This is a genomic window from Pigmentiphaga humi, assembly GCF_900606115.1.
GTDB lineage: Bacteria > Pseudomonadota > Gammaproteobacteria > Burkholderiales > Burkholderiaceae_B > Pigmentiphaga > Pigmentiphaga humi.
Genome location: NZ_UWPJ01000025.1, coordinates 104,984 through 123,375 on the forward strand (window position 1 = coordinate 104,984; position 18,392 = coordinate 123,375).

General features: G+C 67.5%; 16 protein-coding genes. 4 read left to right on the plus strand and 12 right to left on the minus strand.

The features are described 5' to 3' along the window. Positions 1-63: 63 nt before the first annotated feature. Entirely contained in the window at positions 64-1,257 is a 1,194-nt protein-coding gene (locus PIGHUM_RS16705; RefSeq protein ID WP_124080699.1) for an acyl-CoA dehydrogenase, read from the minus strand. Positions 1,258-1,495: 238 nt separating this feature from the next. Between PIGHUM_RS16705 and PIGHUM_RS16710 the strand changes: the two genes are divergently transcribed. Then, positions 1,496-2,488, plus strand: coding sequence for a LysR family transcriptional regulator (locus PIGHUM_RS16710; protein WP_124080700.1), 993 nt, complete (start codon positions 1,496-1,498; stop codon positions 2,486-2,488). Between the two features lie 33 nt (positions 2,489-2,521). Here the strand turns inward: PIGHUM_RS16710 and PIGHUM_RS16715 are convergent, their stop codons facing one another. From PIGHUM_RS16715 to rpsU, 5 genes are all read right to left on the minus strand, one after another. Continuing rightward, entirely contained in the window at positions 2,522-3,724 is a 1,203-nt protein-coding gene (locus PIGHUM_RS16715) for an MFS transporter (RefSeq protein ID WP_124080701.1), read from the minus strand. Between the two features lie 275 nt (positions 3,725-3,999). Further along, positions 4,000-6,372, minus strand: coding sequence for an RNA polymerase sigma factor RpoD (gene rpoD, locus PIGHUM_RS16720; protein ID WP_124080702.1), 2,373 nt, complete (start codon positions 6,370-6,372; stop codon positions 4,000-4,002). A gap of 276 nt (positions 6,373-6,648) precedes the next feature. Further along, positions 6,649-8,667, minus strand: a complete 2,019-nt coding sequence (gene dnaG, locus PIGHUM_RS16725; protein ID WP_124080703.1) for a DNA primase — start codon at positions 8,665-8,667, stop codon at positions 6,649-6,651. Between the two features lie 25 nt (positions 8,668-8,692). Then, positions 8,693-9,154 (minus strand): GatB/YqeY domain-containing protein, encoded by a 462-nt coding sequence (locus tag PIGHUM_RS16730; RefSeq protein WP_124080704.1) that lies wholly within the window; start codon positions 9,152-9,154, stop codon positions 8,693-8,695. A gap of 184 nt (positions 9,155-9,338) precedes the next feature. Continuing rightward, positions 9,339-9,551: a 30S ribosomal protein S21 gene (gene rpsU, locus PIGHUM_RS16735; protein ID WP_087782307.1), complete on the minus strand. Its 213-nt coding sequence runs from the start codon at positions 9,549-9,551 to the stop codon at positions 9,339-9,341. Between the two features lie 107 nt (positions 9,552-9,658). Here rpsU and tsaD point away from each other — a divergent pair, with 107 nt between their 5' ends. Further along, a complete protein-coding gene (gene tsaD, locus PIGHUM_RS16740) occupies positions 9,659-10,669 on the plus strand; it encodes a tRNA (adenosine(37)-N6)-threonylcarbamoyltransferase complex transferase subunit TsaD (RefSeq protein WP_124080726.1) in 1,011 nt (336 codons plus the stop codon). On the opposite strand, the gene plsY is transcribed toward tsaD, so the two are convergent. The 6 genes from plsY to queG all read right to left on the minus strand — a co-directional run bounded on the left by plsY (position 10,641) and on the right by queG (position 16,107). Further along, positions 10,641-11,276: a glycerol-3-phosphate 1-O-acyltransferase PlsY gene (gene plsY, locus PIGHUM_RS16745; RefSeq protein ID WP_124080705.1), complete on the minus strand. Its 636-nt coding sequence runs from the start codon at positions 11,274-11,276 to the stop codon at positions 10,641-10,643. The genes tsaD and plsY overlap by 29 nt on opposite strands. 179 nt (positions 11,277-11,455) lie before the next feature. Then, on the minus strand, positions 11,456-11,953 hold the full coding sequence (gene ybaK, locus PIGHUM_RS16750; RefSeq protein WP_124080706.1) for a Cys-tRNA(Pro) deacylase: 498 nt from the start codon (positions 11,951-11,953) through the stop codon (positions 11,456-11,458). A gap of 60 nt (positions 11,954-12,013) precedes the next feature. Then, on the minus strand, positions 12,014-12,952 hold the full coding sequence (xerD, locus tag PIGHUM_RS16755) for a site-specific tyrosine recombinase XerD (protein ID WP_124080727.1): 939 nt from the start codon (positions 12,950-12,952) through the stop codon (positions 12,014-12,016). Positions 12,953-12,957: 5 nt separating this feature from the next. Then, the gene (locus PIGHUM_RS16760; RefSeq protein WP_160142323.1) at positions 12,958-13,665 is read right to left on the minus strand and encodes a TetR/AcrR family transcriptional regulator; all 708 of its coding nucleotides are present in this window, start codon (positions 13,663-13,665) and stop codon (positions 12,958-12,960) included. A gap of 128 nt (positions 13,666-13,793) precedes the next feature. Further along, positions 13,794-14,783 (minus strand): tripartite tricarboxylate transporter substrate binding protein BugE, encoded by a 990-nt coding sequence (locus PIGHUM_RS16765; RefSeq protein ID WP_425466736.1) that lies wholly within the window; start codon positions 14,781-14,783, stop codon positions 13,794-13,796. A 217-nt stretch (positions 14,784-15,000) separates the two neighbouring features. Continuing rightward, entirely contained in the window at positions 15,001-16,107 is a 1,107-nt protein-coding gene (gene queG / locus PIGHUM_RS16770) for a tRNA epoxyqueuosine(34) reductase QueG (protein ID WP_124080708.1), read from the minus strand. Positions 16,108-16,284: 177 nt separating this feature from the next. Here queG and tsaE point away from each other — a divergent pair, with 177 nt between their 5' ends. Together tsaE and PIGHUM_RS16780 are read left to right on the plus strand one after the other, a co-directional pair. Further along, a complete protein-coding gene (gene tsaE / locus PIGHUM_RS16775) occupies positions 16,285-16,761 on the plus strand; it encodes a tRNA (adenosine(37)-N6)-threonylcarbamoyltransferase complex ATPase subunit type 1 TsaE (RefSeq protein ID WP_124080709.1) in 477 nt (158 codons plus the stop codon). After that, positions 16,725-18,167: an N-acetylmuramoyl-L-alanine amidase gene (locus PIGHUM_RS16780; protein ID WP_124080710.1), complete on the plus strand. Its 1,443-nt coding sequence runs from the start codon at positions 16,725-16,727 to the stop codon at positions 18,165-18,167. Before tsaE ends, PIGHUM_RS16780 begins: the two co-directional genes overlap by 37 nt. The last annotated feature ends 225 nt before the right edge of the window (positions 18,168-18,392 follow it).

Genomic DNA, 18,392 nt, shown 5'->3' on the forward strand with positions numbered 1-18,392 from the left:
GGTCCGCCAGTGCCGCCTCCTTGAGGGGGCCCGCGTAAGCGCGTAGGGGGTGGGCGTCCCCCCCTAGCAGAAAGCCTGAATGCCGGTCTGGGCGCGGCCCAGGATCAGGGCGTGGACGTCGTGCGTGCCCTCGTAGGTGTTCACCACCTCCAGGTTGACGACGTGGCGGATGACGCCGAACTCGTCGGAGATGCCGTTGCCGCCCAGCATGTCGCGCGCGAGACGGGCGACGTCGAGGGACTTGCCGCATGAGTTGCGCTTCATGATGGAGGTGATTTCCACCGCCGCCGTGCCTTCGTCCTTCATGCGGCCCAGGCGCAGGCAGCCTTGCAGGCCCAGGGTGATCTCGGTCTGCATGTCGGCCAGCTTTTTCTGGATCAGCTGGTTCGCGGCCAGCGGGCGGCCGAACTGCTTGCGGTCCAGCACGTACTGGCGGGCGGTGTGCCAGCAGTCCTCGGCCGCGCCCAGCGCGCCCCAGGCGATGCCGTAGCGCGCCGAGTTCAGGCAGGTGAAGGGGCCGCGCAGGCCGGATACGCCGGGCATGATGTTCTCCTCCGGCACGAATACCTCGTCCATCACGATCTCGCCGGTGACGGAGGTGCGCAGGCCAACCTTGCCGTGGATGGCCGGTGCGCTCAAGCCCTTCCAGCCCTTTTCGAGAATGAAGCCGCGGATCGCGTCCTTGCCGTCCTCGCCCTTGAGCTTGGCCCAGACCACGAACACGTCCGCGATCGGCGAGTTGGTGATCCACATCTTGGCGCCGCTCATGCGATAGCCGCCGTCCACCTTGGTGGCGCGGGTAACCATCGAGCCGGGATCGGAGCCATGGTTGGGCTCGGTCAGGCCGAAGCAGCCGATCAGTTCGCCGGTGGCCAGCTTGGGCAGGTACTTCTGCTTCTGCGCCTCGGTGCCGAACTCGTAGATGGGCACCATGACCAGCGACGACTGCACGCTCATCATCGAGCGATAACCCGAATCCACGCGCTCGACCTCGCGGGCGATCAGGCCGTAGCTGACGTAGTTCAGGCCGGGGCCGCCGTATTGCTCGGGGATGGTCGGCCCCAGCAGGCCCAGCTCGCCCATCTCGCGGAAGATGGCCGCATCGGTGCGCTCATGGCGGAACGATTCCAGCACGCGGGGCGCCAGCTTGTCCTGGCAATACGCCGCGGCGGCTTCGCGCACCATGCGTTCTTCGTCGGTCAATTGCTGGTCCAGCAGCAGCGGATCGGCCCAATTGAATTGTGCAGGCGTATGCATAGGATTCGTGTCTCGCAAAAGTTGTCGGGAAATGGCGGTCCGGCGGGCCCGGATGGCGGCTCGACGGGCCGGGCCGCGGTTGGCTCCCGGCCGGCAACGCAGCAACCGTCCTGTTCTGGTTACGCACGATATACGCTTTCAGCGCCGCCGCCAAACGAGTTATTCGCAATTCCCTGTGCGCTTTACGCACTTGTTGGCGGTAAAGTGGTGGCTTTCTCCCTGCTTTTTCTTCCCGCTCATGCGCCGCAAGCTTCCCAGCACGGCCGCGCTCGCCGCCTTCGAGGCCGCGGCGCGGCACCAGAGCTTCACCAAGGCCGCCGCCGAACTGGCGCTGACCCAGAGCGCCGTGTGCCGGCAGATCGCCGGACTGGAATCCTTCCTCGGACTGAAACTGTTCCGCCGCACCCGCCGCGGGGTCACGCTGACCCAGGCGGGACAGTCCTACGGCGAAGTCGTGGCCAGGCGCCTGGACGAAGTCGAGCGCGATACCCTGGATTTGATGGCGCGGCGCGGCGAAGGCGGGGTGCTGGAATTGGCGTCGGTGCCCACCTTCGCCACACGCTGGCTGCTGCCCCGGCTGGCCAGCTTCGAACGCGCGGCGCCGAACATTGTGCTCAACATCACGCCGCAGAGCCGCCCCTTCCTGTTCGAAGGCACGCCTTTCGATGCCGCCCTCCATGCCGGCGACGGCCCCTGGCCGGGCACGGAGGCCATTTTCCTGATGCCCGAGAAACTCGTTCCGGTGTGCTCGCCCAAGCTGCTGGGCGTGCGCAAGCGCATCATGCCCGAGCAGTTCTCGGCCTACCGGCTGTTGCAGCAGAGTACGCGGCCCTATGCCTGGCGCCAGTGGTTCGACGCCCAGCACGTGAGCCACGGCCACGACCTGAGCGGCCCGCGCTACGAACTGTTCTCCATGCTGATCGAGGCCGCCGTGCACGGCCAGGGCATCGCGCTGGTGCCGCGCCTGATGGTGGAAGACGAACTGGCCCAGGGCAAGCTGATCGTCGCGTGCGATCGCCCTTCCGTGCGCGACAAGAACTACTACCTGGTGCTGCCGGAATGGAAATCCGACCACGCGCCGGTCCATGCCTTCATCGGCTGGCTGACTGCGCAAGCGGCCCAATACTGCCAGGAACACGGCCTGGACACCCCGGCCGCCGCGGCCGGCCGGGAGGACGCGGCCGCGCCCGCCCCGCCGGCGCGGCGCCGCACCCGCAAGGCCGCACTTTGACGGAAACGACACCGCCAACCGAAGCCTCAGGCCCTATCCGCCCACCGGCTCCTGCCCAGCCGGGCGCCCCTGCCCGCGTAGGCGCAGCGCCAGGACGAGGCCGAACAAGGCGGCGATCGCGCCCAGCAGGAAGATGCTGGCATAGCCCAGCCTATCGGCGATCCAGCCCGCCGCCGGTCCGGTCGCGCCATAGGCGAGATCCTGGAAAGCCGCGAAACCGCCTATGGCCGTGCCGCGCAGATGCTCGGGCACGCGCCTGACCGCGACCAGGCCCATGGCGGGAAACACCATCGAGCAGCCCACGCCGGTCAGCAGCGCCCCGGCCATCGCCACGCCGGCCGACGGCGCCAGCCACAGCAATGCCTGCCCGGCCGCTTCGACCGCCAGCGAAACCAGCGCCACCGGCACGCCGCCAAAACGGTCCGGGAACGTGCCGAACACCAGGCGGACCAGCACGAAGCCCACGCCGAAGCACGTCAGGCCGTACCCGGCGCCGTCCCAGCCGCGCGCCAGGAAATACAGCGGAAAGAACGCGCCGAGCGCGGCAAAGCCTATGCCCTGCAGCCCGACCACGACGCCGGGCTGCCATATCCGTCCCAGCACCTGCGCGAACGACGGACGGACCCCGCCGCCGACAGGCATGGCCGGCGCGAACGGCCACAGCATCAGCGCTCCCAATGCCGGCAGCGCCACGCATGCCGCCATCAGGCCGGCGAAACCCGCCGCGTCCAGCAGCCACAGCCCGAGCGGACCGCCCGCCGCGAAAGCGCCGTACATGCCCATGCCGGCCAGCGCCATGACCAGGCCGGAACGCCCCGGCCCCATGATCGCCATGCTCCACGCGATCATGCCCACGACCACCAGGCTCTCGCCCAGGCCCAGCAGCAGCCGGCCCGCCAGCAGCACGGCATAGGCCGCCGTGCCGCCGCCCAGCCACGGCAGCACCGACGCCATGCACAGCAGCGCGGCCAGCGCATACAGTCCCAGACCGCGGAACGCGCCCGCCTTGCCGCCGCGTTCGTCAGCCTGCCTGCCCGCCCAGCCGCGACTCAGGATGGTAGAAAGAAAGGCGATGCCCACGGCCAGCCCGGACGCGACATTGCCCATCCGCAGCGTGTGCGAGACGTGCACGGCCACCGCGGGCATGGCCATCGCCACCGCCAGGTAACTCAGGAAAAGCGCCAGGGTTATCCAGACCAATCGGCGCAAGGGGGGATCTTTCAAGACGTTCGGCATCGAGCCGCTCCTTCGGAGAAGCGCGGCACCGCATGCGAACAGGACGGAGAACGAAGGAGGGGATGAACCAACGCACACCGCCGGCCACGGGGTGCCGCTGGCGATACGTTGGTTGACGTAAACGTTTACGGACGCCCGCGCGGCCAAGCCGGCGCGAACGACACGTCATTATAGTCGCAACAACGACACCCCACCCAGGGCACAGCGGATCTGGCTCCGCCAGTCCGCCAGTGCCGCCCCCTGGGGGGCGCGCGTAAGCGCGTAGGGGGGGACCTCTACTGCCCTTCGAGGAAGCTCTTGAGCTTGTCGGCGCGGCTAGGGTGGCGCAGCTTGCGCAGGGCCTTGGCTTCTATCTGGCGGATGCGCTCGCGGGTGACGTCGAACTGCTTGCCGACCTCTTCCAGGGTCTGGTCGGTGCTCATCTCGATGCCGAAGCGCATGCGCAGCACCTTGGCTTCGCGCGGGGTGAGCGAGTCCAGCACTTCCTTGACCACGTTGCGCATCGAGCCGTGCAGCGCGGCGTCCGAGGGCGCCAGCGTGGCGGTGTCCTCAATGAAGTCGCCCAGGTGCGAGTCGTCGTCGTCGCCGATGGGAGTTTCCATCGAGATCGGTTCCTTGGCGATCTTCAGGATCTTCCGGATCTTGTCTTCCGGCATGTCCATCTTCTGCGCCAGGGTGGCGGGATCGGGCTCGGCGCCGGTCTCTTGCAGGATCTGGCGGCTGATCCGGTTCATCTTGTTGATCGTCTCGATCATGTGCACCGGAATGCGGATGGTGCGCGCCTGGTCGGCGATCGAGCGGGTGATGGCCTGCCGGATCCACCAGGTGGCGTAGGTCGAGAACTTGTAGCCGCGGCGATATTCGAACTTGTCCACGGCCTTCATCAGGCCGATGTTGCCTTCCTGGATCAGGTCCAGGAACTGCAGGCCGCGGTTGGTGTACTTCTTGGCAATGGAAATCACCAGGCGCAGGTTGGCCTCGGTCATCTCGCGCTTGGCCTTGCGGGCCTTGGCCTCGCCGGTGGCCATCTGCTTGTTGACGTCTTTCAGGTCCTTGAGCGGCAGCACCACGCGCGCCTGCAGGTCGATCAGCTTCTGCTGCAGTTCCTGGATGGCGGGCACCTGGCGCGACAGGGTCTCGGAGTAGCCGTGGCCGGCGTTGACTTCCTGGATCACCCACTCGAGGTTGGTTTCCTGGCCCGGGAAGACCTTGATGAAGTGCGCGCGCGGCATGCCCGCGCGGTCGATACAGATCTGCATGATCGCGCGCTCGAGCTTGCGGATTTCCTCGACCTGCGCGCGCAGGGTATCGGCCAGGCGCTCGACCATCTTGGCGGTGAAGCGGATGCCCATCAGCTCTTCCAGGATGGTTTCCTGGGCGGAGACGTAGGCGGCCGACTTGTAGCCTTCGCGCTCGTAGGCCAGGCGCATCTTGTCGAACCAGGTCTTGACGTTCTCGAACTTGGAGAGCGACTTGACGCGCAATTCCTCGACCTGCTTGCTGCTCATGCCGCCGGCAGGCGCGTCGTCGCCGTCCTCGTCCTCGTCGTCGGACGACGAGGTCACGCCGGAACCGGCATATTCCTCGCCGTCGGTGGGATCGATCAGACCGTCGACCACTTCGTCGATCTGCATCTCGGAGGCCCGCACCTTGTTGGCGTGCTCGAGGATGTCGTTGATCGTGGTCGGGCAGGCGGAGATCGCCATCACCATGTGCTTGAGGCCGTCCTCGATGCGCTTGGCGATCTCGATTTCGCCCTCGCGGGTCAGCAGCTCGACCGAACCCATTTCGCGCATGTACATGCGGACGGGGTCGGTGGTGCGGCCGAAATCGGAATCCACGGTGGACAGCGCGGCTTCGGCTTCTTCCTCGGCATCGTCGTCGGACGAGGCCACGGGGGCGTTCTCGTTCAGCAGCAGCGTCTCGGCATCGGGCGCCTGGTCGTAGACCGAGATCCCCATGTCGTTGAAGGTGCTGATGATGCCGTCGATGGCCTCGGCGTCGACCAGGTCGTCGGGCAGATGATCGTTGATCTCGCCGTAGGTGAGGTAGCCGCGGTCCTTGCCGAGCTTGATCAGCAATTTCAGCCGGTTGCGGCGCGCCTCGTATTCTTCGGGCGACACCGGGCCGCGCGCGATCAAATCCTTGGGATCGGCCTTGCCGCGCTTGCCGCGGCCCTTGGGAATCTTGATTTCCGGAATGACTTCGCCGTCGTTCTCGTGCTCGCCATCGTCATCGAAATCGGCGGAGCCCGACGCGGATTCGCCGCCGGCCTTGGCATCCTTGGGCGGACGGCCCGGCCGGCGGCCGGCCGGCTTGGCCAGCAGTTCGGCGAGCTTTTTCTCGGCGTTCTTCTTGTCGGCGGCAGTGGCCGCCTTGGCGACCTTCGCGGTCTTGGCAGCCTTCACTGCCTTGGCGGCAGGCTTGGCCTGCTCGACCGGCTGTGCGGCCGCCGCCTGCTCGGTGTCGAGCGACGGTACGGCCGCCACGGGATCCAGCACCTTGGTGCGCGCCCGGCCGGCCGATTTGACCGTCACCTTGACGCCACTGGCGTCCGCCGTCTTGGACGCCGCCTTTTCCTTTGCCGGTTCTTGCCCCTCAGCTTTGGATTTGTTCACAGTCAGCGTCTTGCCTGTCGTCTTCGCCATGGTCGGTCAACCACTCCTAAAATTCCGTCCGGTAGCCGGATCGCATCCGGCCCCACCCGCTTTCCGGCTCCCCGGCCTGCCCTGCTTTCCGGCCGCACCGGGCGGTCGGACATGGGCAATCGCCGCGGATCCCGTCGCTGCGCGGCGTCATTGCTGCCGCGCCGTCGATAAACGCTCGCGGCGTTCACCGGCACTCGCGATGCCTGCCACGCGTGTAACACCGCGTTTACCATAAAACCGAGGGGGAAAAACCGCATAAGACATGCGGTAAACCCTCTATTCTACCACCCTCGGCTTTTTCAACTCCAGAATTCTTTCCGTCAAGGCCAGGTACCTGACCTTGTCCTCTTCGCTCTTGAAGCCCGCCTGGGCCAATTGCTGCTGCGCCGCCGTGGCGGCCTGGAGCTCGACCGTGCGCAAGGCATCGCGGAGCTCGCCGCCCGGATCGGGCAGTTCATCTTCATAGATGGTGGCCGTGGACGCCATCACAAGGGCCTGGGCGATCTCGCTGCCCTCGGCCGCCTGCAGCAGCGCGCCCGCATGCTGGGCGCCGGAACTGCGCACCAGGGCCAGCAATTCCCGGACCGATTCGAATCCCTGGTTGGACGCCAGCAGGTGTTCGGCATCCTCGCCGATCTGGCCAACCAGGACCGGATGCGTCAGCAACAGCTGAAGCAAGCGCCCGGCTATAGGCGTCACCCTGGGGCGGGGTCCGGTGTATCCCTGCGGTCTTTCGTCGCCATAGCGGCCGCCCCATTCCCGGAAACGGCCGCCCTTGAAGCGGCCCTGCTGCCGGAATCCGCCGCCCTGGACGCCGTCGCGCCTGGGCGGAAAATCGGTGGGAGGATCGTAGAAATGCGCATCGGGCGGTTCGTCGTGCGGCACCCATTCGGGCGCCTCGTGAGCATCTTGTGCTCCATTAGACTCAGAGCGCTCCGGTACGGGCGAAGTTCCCCGCGCCTGCAGCGGCGCCACCTGCTGCACCAGCGGCCCGCTGGGAACGTCCTGCAGCGGGATCAACTGGCCCAGTTCCTCCGGCGTCAGCCGCGTGAGCTGCGCCAGCTCGCGCTGCACCTGCATGCGCAAAGCGCCGGCCGGCATGGCCTGCAGCAGCGGCCGGGCGTCGTGCACGCAGCGTGCACGCCCCTCCGCCTCTTCCATCTGGTGGTTCGCGGCCAATTCGGCCAGCAGGAACTGCGACAGCGACATGGCTTCGCGCAGCGCCTTTCTGAAACTGTCCGCGCCGTACTCGCGCACGAACGAATCGGGATCGTGATCGTCCGGCAGGAACAGGAAGCGGATCGAGATGTCGTCGCGCAACAGCGGCAGGCAGGCCTCCAGCGCCCGCCAGGCGGCCTTGCGGCCGGCCTTGTCGCCATCGAAGCTGAACACCACGCTATCGCTGGCGCGCAGCAGTTTCTGCACATGTACCGCGGTGGTCGCGGTCCCCAGCGTGGCCACCGCGCATTCGATGCCGGACTGCGCCAGGGCCACGACGTCCATGTAGCCTTCGACGACCACCACCAGGCCTTCCTTGCGGATAGCCTGGCGCGCTTCCCACAGCCCGTACAGTTCCGACCCTTTGGAGAAGATCGGGGTTTCGGGCGAGTTGAGGTATTTGGGTTCGCCCTTGCCGATGATGCGGCCGCCGAAACCGATCAAATGGCCGCGCGCATTGCGTATCGGGAACGTCACCCGCTCGCGGAAACGGTCGTAGCGCCGCCCGTCCTCGCTCAGGATGACCAGCCCCGCTTCCACCGGCAGGGGATCGTCGTACGAGGGCAGCACGGCCGACAGCCCCTGGCGGTCGCCGCCCGCCCATCCCAGGCCGAAGCGCGCAGCGATCTCGCCCGAGACGCCGCGCTTCTTCAGATAGGCGATCGCGGCGTCCGCCGTGCGCAATTGCTGGCGATACCAGGTGTTGGCCGTTTCCAGCACCTGGCTGTGGCGCGACACCAGCGCCTCGCGCTGCTGCCGCGCGGCGCGCTGGCGCGGGCTGCGCTCTTCTTCCGGCACGACCATGCCCACCGATGCCGCCAGGCTGCGCACCGCCTCGGGAAAGCTGGCGCCGGTGTGCTCCATCAGAAAACGGATGGCGGTGCCATGGGCGCCGCAGCCGAAGCAGTGGTAGAACTGCTTGGTGGGGCTGACGGTGAACGAAGGCGATTTTTCGCCATGGAACGGGCACAAACCCAGCAGGTTGGCCCCGGCCTTGCGCAATTGCACGTGCTGGCCGACGACATCGACGATGTCGGCCCTGGCCAGCAGGTCCTGGATGAATGAATCAGGAATCATGCGCGCAGCGAAACGGAAGCCCCGCTCAGCCCAGGCTGGTCTTGATCAGCTTGGAGACCTCGCCCATGTCGGCGCGGCCCGCCAGCCTGGGCTTGACCAGGCCCATGACCTTGCCCATGGCCGCGCCGCCCGTCACGCCCTGGGCAGCGACCTCGGCCACCGCGGCCGCGACCACCGCGGCCACTTCTTCCGCGGAGGCGGCCTGCGGCAGGAACTCCTGCAGCACGTCGATTTCGGCGCGCTCCTGGGCGGCCGATTCGGCGCGCCCGGCCTGCTCGAACGAAACAATGGACTCGCGGCGCTGCTTGACCTGCTTTTCGACGATGGCAACGATTTCCGCGTCGGCCAGCTCGCGGCGCTCATCGACCTCTTTCTGCTTGATCGCGGCGGACAGCAGGCGCAAGGTGCCCAGGCGCTCGGCGGCCTTGGCGCGCATGGCGTTCTTGATCTCGTCGGACAGGCGGGCTTTGAGGGTGGCTGCGCTCATGGGAAAATCCGCAAAAGGGAGAAAGGGGATTGTTGCACCACCCGGCCAGGCCGAGCGGGAGAGCCCAAGGGATGCAAACGCCAAAAGCCGCCCGGCACATGCCGTAGCGGCTTTGACTATGCTGCGTGAACTGCTGGAAAGCCTGCACTGCGCGCACCACGTATGGCGCGCGCCCGCAGAGCCATCAGTACAGGCGCTTGGGCAGCTGTTGGCTGCGGATACGCTTGTAGTGGCGCTTTACAGCGGCAGCATGCTTGCGCTTGCGCTCGGCCGTGGGCTTTTCGTAAAACTCGCGCGAGCGCAGTTCGGTCAGCAGGCCGGTCTTTTCGATAGTGCGCTTGAAACGACGCAGGGCGACCTCAAACGGCTCATTTTCTTTAACGCGAATTGTCGGCATGTAAAAATTGCCTCGGGGTTGGCTATGGGTTGATCAAGCCTGCCAATATAGCAGATCTATTTCCAGCTTGCCAAGCTGCTCGAGCCCAGATGTTACACTCCCCTCCCATGATCGTCCTCGGCTTCGAAAGCTCCTGCGATGAAACCGGCGTCGCCGTGGTCAGCACCGAACGCGGCCTGCTGGCCCATGCCCTGCACTCGCAAATAGACATGCACCAGGCCTACGGCGGCGTCGTGCCCGAACTGGCTTCGCGCGACCACGTCCGGCGCGTCCTGCCGCTCACCCGGCAGGCGCTGGCGTCGGCCGGCCTGACGCTGGACGACGTGGATGCCATCGCCTATACCGCGGGCCCCGGCCTGGCCGGCGCGCTGCTGGTCGGCGCCAGCGTCGCCCAGGCCATCGCCTGGGCGCGCGACCTGCCCTCCATCCCCATCCACCACCTCGAAGGCCACCTGCTCTCGCCGCTGCTGGCCGACCCGCGGCCCGAATTCCCCTTCGTCGCGCTGCTGGTCTCGGGCGGACACACCCAGTTGATGCGGGTAGACGGCGTGGGGTGCTACGAACTGCTGGGCGAAACACTGGACGACGCCGCCGGCGAAGCCTTCGACAAGACCGCCAAGCTCCTGGGGCTGGGCTATCCCGGCGGCCCCGCGCTGTCCCGGCTGGCCGAGGCCGGCCATGCCGAACGCTTCGACCTGCCCCGCCCCAAGCTGCACAGCCCCGATCTGGATTTCAGCTTCAGCGGCCTGAAGACCGCCGTCCTGACGCGCATGAAAACCCTGGACCCGCAAGACGCCCAGGCGCGCGCCGACCTGGCCGCCGCGACCCAGGACGCGATCGTTACGGTCCTGGTGGCCAAATCGGTCAAAGCGCTCGAAAACACCGGCTTGAAGCGGCTGGTCATCGCCGGCGGCGTAGGCGCCAACCGGCTGCTGCGCGAACGCCTGGCCGTCCGACTGGGGCGCCTGGGCGGACGCGCCTACTTCCCGCCGCTGGAACTATGTACCGACAACGGCGCCATGATCGCCTTCGCCGCGGCCATGCGCCTGCAGGCCGGCCTGGCCGACCCCGCCGAACGCCACACTGCCTTTACCGTCCACCCCCGCTGGGCCCTTTGACCCCGCCGATCCGGCTTTCCTTGCCGGCGAGGAGGTTGGCGATGTTCTTGCGGTGGCGGTAGAGCAGCAGCAAGGACATGATGCCGATGGCGGTGCCGATGCGCGGATCCGCGGTCCAGGCCGCGCCGTGGCCGAAGACGTAGTAGAGCGGCGCGAATACGGCGGCGACGATGGCGGCGAGCGAGGAGTAGCGGAAGAACACCGCGATGATCAGCCAGGTGGCCAGCGCGGCCAGGCCCAGCCAGGGCTCCAGGCCGACCAGCACGCCCAATGCGGTCGCCACGCCCTTGCCGCCCTTGAAGCGGAAGAACACCGGGTACAGGTGCCCCAGAAACACCGCAAGCGCGACGATCGCGATGGTTGCGCCGCCGAAATCGAACTGCAGCGCGAAATGCTTGGCCAGCCATACCGCGACCCAGCCCTTGAACGCATCCCCGAGCAGGGTCAGCACGGCCGCGGCCTTGCTGCCCGAACGCAGCACATTGGTCGCGCCGGGATTCTTCGACCCGTAGTTGCGCGGATCGTCCAGCCCCATCACACGGCTCACGATGACGGCAAATGAAATCGAGCCGATCAGATAGGCGATGGCGGCGGCGATGGTAATCATGAAGCGCGTTTCCTCGAGACGGAATATTCCGAAAACCCTGGCATGGCGGCGATTCTACCGGTTGGGCAAGGCGCTGTCCCGCTAACTCTCCCCACGAAGCGAAGCGAGCAGGGTTTGATCCAGGATGCGGTGGATCCGGCTCCGCCGGTCCACCCGCATCGCCCCCTGGGGAGCGCGCGTCAGCGCGTAGGGGGGGTCCCAACCGCCACCGGCACGACGCCCAGCACGCGCGCCAGCTCCCTGGGATCGATCCCCACCAGGTAGCCGCGCCGTCCGCCATTGATGAAGATGCCGGGGAGTTCGAGCACGCTGGCCTCGACGTATACCGGCATGGCCTTGCGCGTGCCGAAAGGCGAGGTTCCGCCCACCTGGTAGCCGGAGTGGCGCTGCGCGGCCTCGGGTTTGCAGGGAACGATTTTCTTGACGCCGATCTGCCGGGCGAGGTTCTTGGTCGAGACCTCGCGGTCGCCGTGCATCAGGACGACCAAGGGCTTGGCGGCCTCGTCCTCCATGATCAGGGTCTTGACCACGGCATGCTCATCGACACCCAGTTGCCGCGAGGACTCGGCCGTACCGCCATGGTCGACGTAGTCGTAGGAATGTTCGGTGAAGGCGACGCCGTGCTTGCGCAGGAACTGCGTGGCGGGGGTTTCGGAAACGTGCTTGGCTTTGCTCATGGCGTATGGAGGAACGGCACGCCAGGGCCTGTGCGAGGCCCCTTCTGGCGTGAGCAGGCCCTAGCCGCGGGGGTGGTGCCTGGCGTGCAGCAGTTTAAGCCGTTCGCGCGCGATATGCGTGTAGATCTGCGTGGTGGAGATGTCCGCATGCCCCAGCAGCATCTGCACCACCCGCAGGTCCGCGCCGTGGTTCAGGAGATGGGTGGCGAAGGCATGGCGCAGCACGTGCGGCGACAGCGCCGCGCGTATGTCCGCGCGCAGCGCGTATTTCTTGACGATCAGCCAGAAGCTCTGGCGCGTCATCGCCGCCGCGCGGCCCGTCACGAACAAGGTGTCGCTGATCCGGCCCGCCAGCAGCGCGGGCCGGGCCTCGGCCAGGTAGCGCGCGATCCAGTGGGCGGCTTCCGCGCCCAGCGGCACCAGTCTGTCCTTGCCGCCCTTGCCCATGACCACCCGCACCACGCCTTCGTTCAGACCCACGTCCAGCGATTTCAATCCGACCAGTTCGGACACGCGCAGCCCGGTGGCATAGAGCGTTTCCAGCATGGCCCGGTCGCGCAGCCCCAGTTCGGTCGCCGCGTCCGGCGCCCGCAGCAAGGCCTCGACCTGGGCTTCCGACAAGGTCTTGGGCAGGCGCGGCGGCTGCTTGGCGGCACGCAAGGCCAGGCATGGGTCGGCTTGCACACGATGCATGCGCAGCGCCCACTGGAAATAGCGCCGCAGCGTGGCGAGCCGGCGATTCGCCGTGGTGGCCTTGCTGTGCGCATGCACCGCGGCGAACCAGGCTTCGATGTCCGCCCCCTGCGCCTGGTCCAGCGCCAGGCCGCGCTGCGCCCGCAGCCACTCGGCGAAAGCGGCGAGGTCCTGGCGATAGGCGCGCCGGGTGTTGTCGGCCAGGCCGTCTTCCAGCCAGACGGCCTCGAGGAACGCGACGATGCCGGGATCGTCTCCCGGCCTTGCCACGCCGGGGCCGGCCGGCTTGCGCCGGCCTTCGCGCATCGCGCTCATGCCGTCCGCCGGCGGGCCGGCCCGGCCGCGCTCGCGGGGGCGGGAGCAGCCGGAGCAAACACCGCCGGCTCCAGCAAGGCCAGCATCCGGCCGCCGGCGGCGGCGTAGGCGGCAAGCGCACGGCGTCCACGCGGGCCGCTCCCCTGTCCTTCCAGCAGCAACACGGCGAACCCATGCACCGACGACCAGGCCAATTGCAGCCGTGCCGCGAACGCCTCGGCATCGAGCTCGATGCGGCGGGCCGCCAGCACAGCCGACAAGGCGGCGGACCAGCGGCCGGCAACGTCCTGGCGCGCCAGCGCCAATTCGACATCGCCCGGCAAAAGCCGGTCGCCGCGGAACATCAGCTGGAAATGCGCGCGGTGCGCCATCGCGAATTCGATGTAGGCGAGCGCCCCCGCGCGCCATTGCGCCTCGGGCGAAGCCGGCGCCGCAGCGCGGCGGCGCATGCGCGCCTCCAGTTGGCGCAGGCCCAGCGCGGCGAACGCGGTCAGCAAGCCCGCCGCGTCACCGAAATGATGCGCCGGCGCGGCATGGGACACGCCTGCCCGGCGCGCGCATTCGCGCAAGGTGAATCCCTCGAGCCCGCGTTCGTCCAGCACGGATTGCGCCGCCGCCAGCAAGGCCTGGCGGAGGTGGCCATGGTGGTAGGCATGGCCCTGGCCGGACGCAGCCGTGCGGCCCGTAAAGGTTCTCGCTCGCATGAAAGACATCTTCGCAAACAAATCTTGACGCCGTCAAATTCCAGTTCCCGCGATAAAAAACCCCGCCGGGCCGGTCGGCCAGGGCGGGGTTCGCGGCCCGGGACTGCCCGGGCTCGAGGAACTGCGGCTCACTCCAGCTTGATGTTCTGCTTGGCGACGACTTCCTTGGCCTTGGCCAGTTCCTTTTCGATCTCGGTCCGGAACTCCGCCGGCGTATTGCCGATGGGGGCCGCGCCCTGCTTGGACAGGGTCTCCCGCACTTGCGGGTCGGCCAGCACCTTCACCGCCGCGTCGCGCAGCTTGTTGACGATCTCCATCGAGGTGCCTGCGGGCGCCAGCAGGCCATACCATGCCGGATCGTTCATCAGCGGCAGCCCCAGCTCCTTGAAGGTCGGCACGTTCGGCAGGCCGTCCACGCGCTCGTTCCAGGCCACGGCCAGCGCCCGCAGGCGGCCGGTCTGTATATTGGGCATGGACGACGGCAGGTTGTCGAACAGCATCTGAACCTGCCCGCCGATCACGTCGGCAATGGCCGGACCGGACCCCCGATAGGGAATGTGGACGATCTTGGCGCCCGTGCCGAGCTGGAACAGTTCGCCCAGGAAGTGGTTGATGCTGCAAGTGCCGGACGTCGCGAACGAGAACTTGCCCGGTTCTTTCTTCGCCAGTTCCAGGAAGGACTTGAAATCCTGCGCCGGCACCTTGGGATTCACCGCCAGCACGTTGGCCGTATGCGCGAAGTTGGTGACGGGCTGGAAGTCCTTGATCGGGTCGTAGCCCAGTTTGGGGTTGCACGCCGGGTTGATGGCCATGGTCGAGACGGTGGCGATGCTGAGCGTGTAGCCATCCGGAGCCGCGCGCGCCGCTTCGCCGGCGCCGATCGCGCCGCCCCCGCCGCCGCGGTTCTCGATCACGAACGGCTGGCCGAGCTCCTTGCCCATGCGCTCGCCCACCAGACGGGCGATGATGTCGGTCGAGCCGCCGGGTGCGAACGGCACGATCACACGAACGGGCTTGCTCGGATAGGCCTGTGCAAAAACGGTCGCAGGCGCCGCAGCCAGCGTGGCCGCAACCGCTACCATACCCGCCAGCGAGGCGGTCATTCTTGCTGCTTTCATGCGCGCTCCTTGTGATTGTGATCGGATCATTCCTCACCGGACTGCCCACACGGCAGCAACGCGGGATGCGCATTGCGCCGGCCCTCATCCGGTTCTTGCGGATTGCCTTGACCTGTCGGGTCAAGCGGGCTTGGTGGCACTAGGATAGCAAACGGATTCCTCGGCGCTGTCGCGAAGACCTCTGGCTTTTCCCGATCCGGCAGGCGGCCTGCCAGCGCTATTCCGCCTCGCGCTGGCGCGCCAGCGCCCACTGCACGTGCTCGCGCACCAGTTCGCTGGGATGCCCGGCACGCGCCCGCAGCGCGGCACGCGCCTCTTCCGATGGCGCCGCATTGCCCAGCGCGACGGCGACATTCCTGAGCCAGCGTTCGTAGCCGATGCGGCGAATCGCGCTGCCCTGCGTGCGTTCGTCGAACTCGCGCTCGGTCCAGGCCAGCAGCTCGACCAGCGACGCCGCATCCAGGCCATGGCGCGGCGCGAAATCGGGCACGTCGCTGGCGCGCGCGTACTTGTTCCAGGGACAGGCGGTCTGGCAATCGTCGCAGCCGTAGACGTGCGTGCCGATGGCCGGCCGCAAGGCCTCGGGGATGCTGCCCTTGAGCTCGATGGTCAGATAGGAGATGCAGCGGCGCGCGTCGAGCACGTAGGGAGCCACGATGGCGCCGGTCGGACAGGCCTCGATGCAGCGCCGGCAGCGGCCGCAATGCGGCGTCTCCAACTGGTCGGCGGGCAAGGGCAGGTCGGTCAGTATCTCGCCCAGGAAGAACCAGCTTCCTTCCCGCGACAGCAGCAGCGTATGCTTGCCGCGCCAGCCCAGGCCGGCCTTGCGCGCCAGCTCGACCTCCATGACCGGAGCGGAATCGGTGAACACCCGGTAGCCGAACGGCCCGATCGCCTCGGCGATGCGGTCGGCCAGCCGTTGCAGCCGCTGCCGCAGCACCTTGTGGTAATCGCGGCCCAGGGCATAGGTGGCCACCACCGCCGTCCGGCCGTCGCGCAGCGCCGCATGCTGGCGCGCCGCCAGGCCCGCGCCGTCCAGCGGCGCATAATCCATGCGCACCATAATGGCCGAGCGCGCCGCGGGCACCAGTTGCGACGGATCCCGGCGCAAAGCCAGGTGGCGCTCCATATAATCCATCTCGCCGTGCATGCCCTGTTCCACCCAGGCAGACAGCCGTTCGCCCGCCTCGGCCAGTTCGAGGTCGGCGATTCCCACCGCCGAGAACCCCAGTTCGGCCCCCCACTGCCGCACCGAATCGACCAGGCTGGAAAGCTCCAGGTCCGGCGCAGGCACGGCAGGCGGGAAAGGCGGCAAGGCTGACATACTGCGATGGTAGCTGATGGAAAGGCTCCCCTGCCCGCTGCGCGGGGCCCCTCGGGGCGGCGCTGCGGACCGGCAGAGCCGTATCCGCCAGCTCCCTGGATGGGGCTATGCCATGCGGTTGGCGCCGCGGCGTCCGGGTGGAACCAAGCAGCTTCTTCTTTAAGTCGAGAGTTCTCTATGTCTTCGGTACAGCGTCTCTATCTGCCCGACGAATCGGCCACCGAAGCCCTGGCGGCGCGGCTTGCTCCGCTGGTGTCCGGCGGAGGCCGCATCCATCTCCAGGGGGACCTGGGAGCGGGCAAAACCAGCTTTGCCCGAGCGTTGCTTCGGGCCATCGGCGTTACAGGTCGAATCAAAAGTCCTACGTTCACGCTAGTTGAACCTTATAAAGTTTCGAACTTATACTGCTATCACTTTGATTTTTATCGTTTTACCGATCCACGCGAGTGGCTCGACGCCGGATTCCGGGATGCCCTGCGCGAAGACGCCCTCGTGCTGATCGAATGGGCCGAGCGCGCGGGCGGCGCGCTCCCGGCCCCGGACCTGGACATCGCGCTGTCTTATGAAGGCGCAGGACGCGGAGCAGCACTGAGCGCTCACTCCGCAAAAGGGCAGGCATGGCTGAACACTCTTTTTCCCGACACGACGGGCTAGAACCCGACCCCGATCATCCGGCCGCCGCGCCGGCGCCGTCCTATGCCGCCGCCCAGGGCGTGCCCGCCCGGGGAGGCATCTCGCGCCGCAAGCTCGTCGCCGGCCTGGCCGCCACGCTGGTCGTGCCGCTGATCCCCACCGCCAGCCGCGCCGCCGAACTGGTGGCCGTGCGGCTCTGGCCCGCGCCCGACTACACCCGGCTGACCCTGGAACTCGACACCGAACTCAAAACCCAGCACTTCGTCCTCGACAACCCCGACCGGGTCGTGCTCGACATCGAAGGCGTGGAAATGAACGCCACGCTGCGCGACCTGGTCTCCAAGGTCCGGCCCGACGACCCCTACATCGCCGCCTTGCGGGTAGGCCAGAACCGCCCGAACGTCGTGCGCCTCGTGCTCGACCTGAAACAGACCACCATTCCCCAGGTCTTCACGCTCAAGCCCGTCGGCGAATACCGGCACCGCCTGGTGCTCGACCTCTACCCCAAGGTCGCCCAGGATCCCATGGTGGCGATGGCCGACCAGTCCCAGGCCTACGACGACCCGATGGCGCAAATGCTCGAGCGCCTGCAGTCCAATCCTCCCGCGCCCGGCACCGGCCCCACGCTGAACGGCGCCCCCATTCCCGAAGCCGTCCCGACGCCGCCGCAGGCGCCCGCCGTCATCCGGCGCCAGCCCGAACTACCGCAGAACGTCTCGCGCATGATCACGGTCGCGCTGGACCCCGGCCACGGCGGCGAAGACCCGGGCGCCATCGGCCGCCGCGGCACGCGCGAAAAAGACGTCGTCCTGCGCATCGCGCGCGGACTCAAGGCCAAGATCGACCAGCAGCCCAACATGCGCGCCATGCTGACCCGCGACGGCGACTACTTCGTACCGCTGCAGGTACGCGTGGCCAAGGCACGCAAAGTGCAGGCCGACCTCTTCGTGTCCGTGCACGCCGACGCCTGGATCAAGCCCGATGCGCGCGGCTCGTCCGTCTTCGCGCTGTCCGAACGCGGCGCCAGCAGCAGTGCGGCCCGCTGGCTGGCCGCCAAGGAAAACTCCTCCGACCTGATCGGCGGCGTCAACATCGGCTCGCACGACCAGCAGATCGCCAAGGTCCTGCTGGACCTCTCCACCACCGCCCAGATCAACGACTCGCTCAAGCTCGGCCGCGCCGTGCTCGACGAACTCTCCAGCATCAATCGCCTCCACAAACCGCGCGTAGAACAGGCCGGCTTCGCCGTGCTCAAGGCCCCGGACATCCCCTCCATCCTGGTCGAGACCGCCTTCATCAGCAACCCCGAAGAAGAAGCCCGCCTGTCCGACGTGGCCTACCAGGAGAGCATGGCTACCGCCATCATGCAGGGCATCCAGCGCTACTTCTCGAAGAACCCGCCCCTCTCCCGCAACAAGCTGACGTAGAGGCCCCCCCTACGCGCTTACGCGCGCCCCCCAGGGGGCGATGCGGGTGGACCGGCGGAGCCGGATCCACCGCATCCTGGGTCTGGGGAGGGTGTCTTGGATTGTTGCGAGGGGTTCTTTTGTTTTTACAGCGATCTCACGATGGTTTCATGCGTCGGGATGCTGGAGGCCGTCTGCGTGCGGGGGGCGGTCTGACGGTCTTCGACCCGTCGAACTATTCCCAGA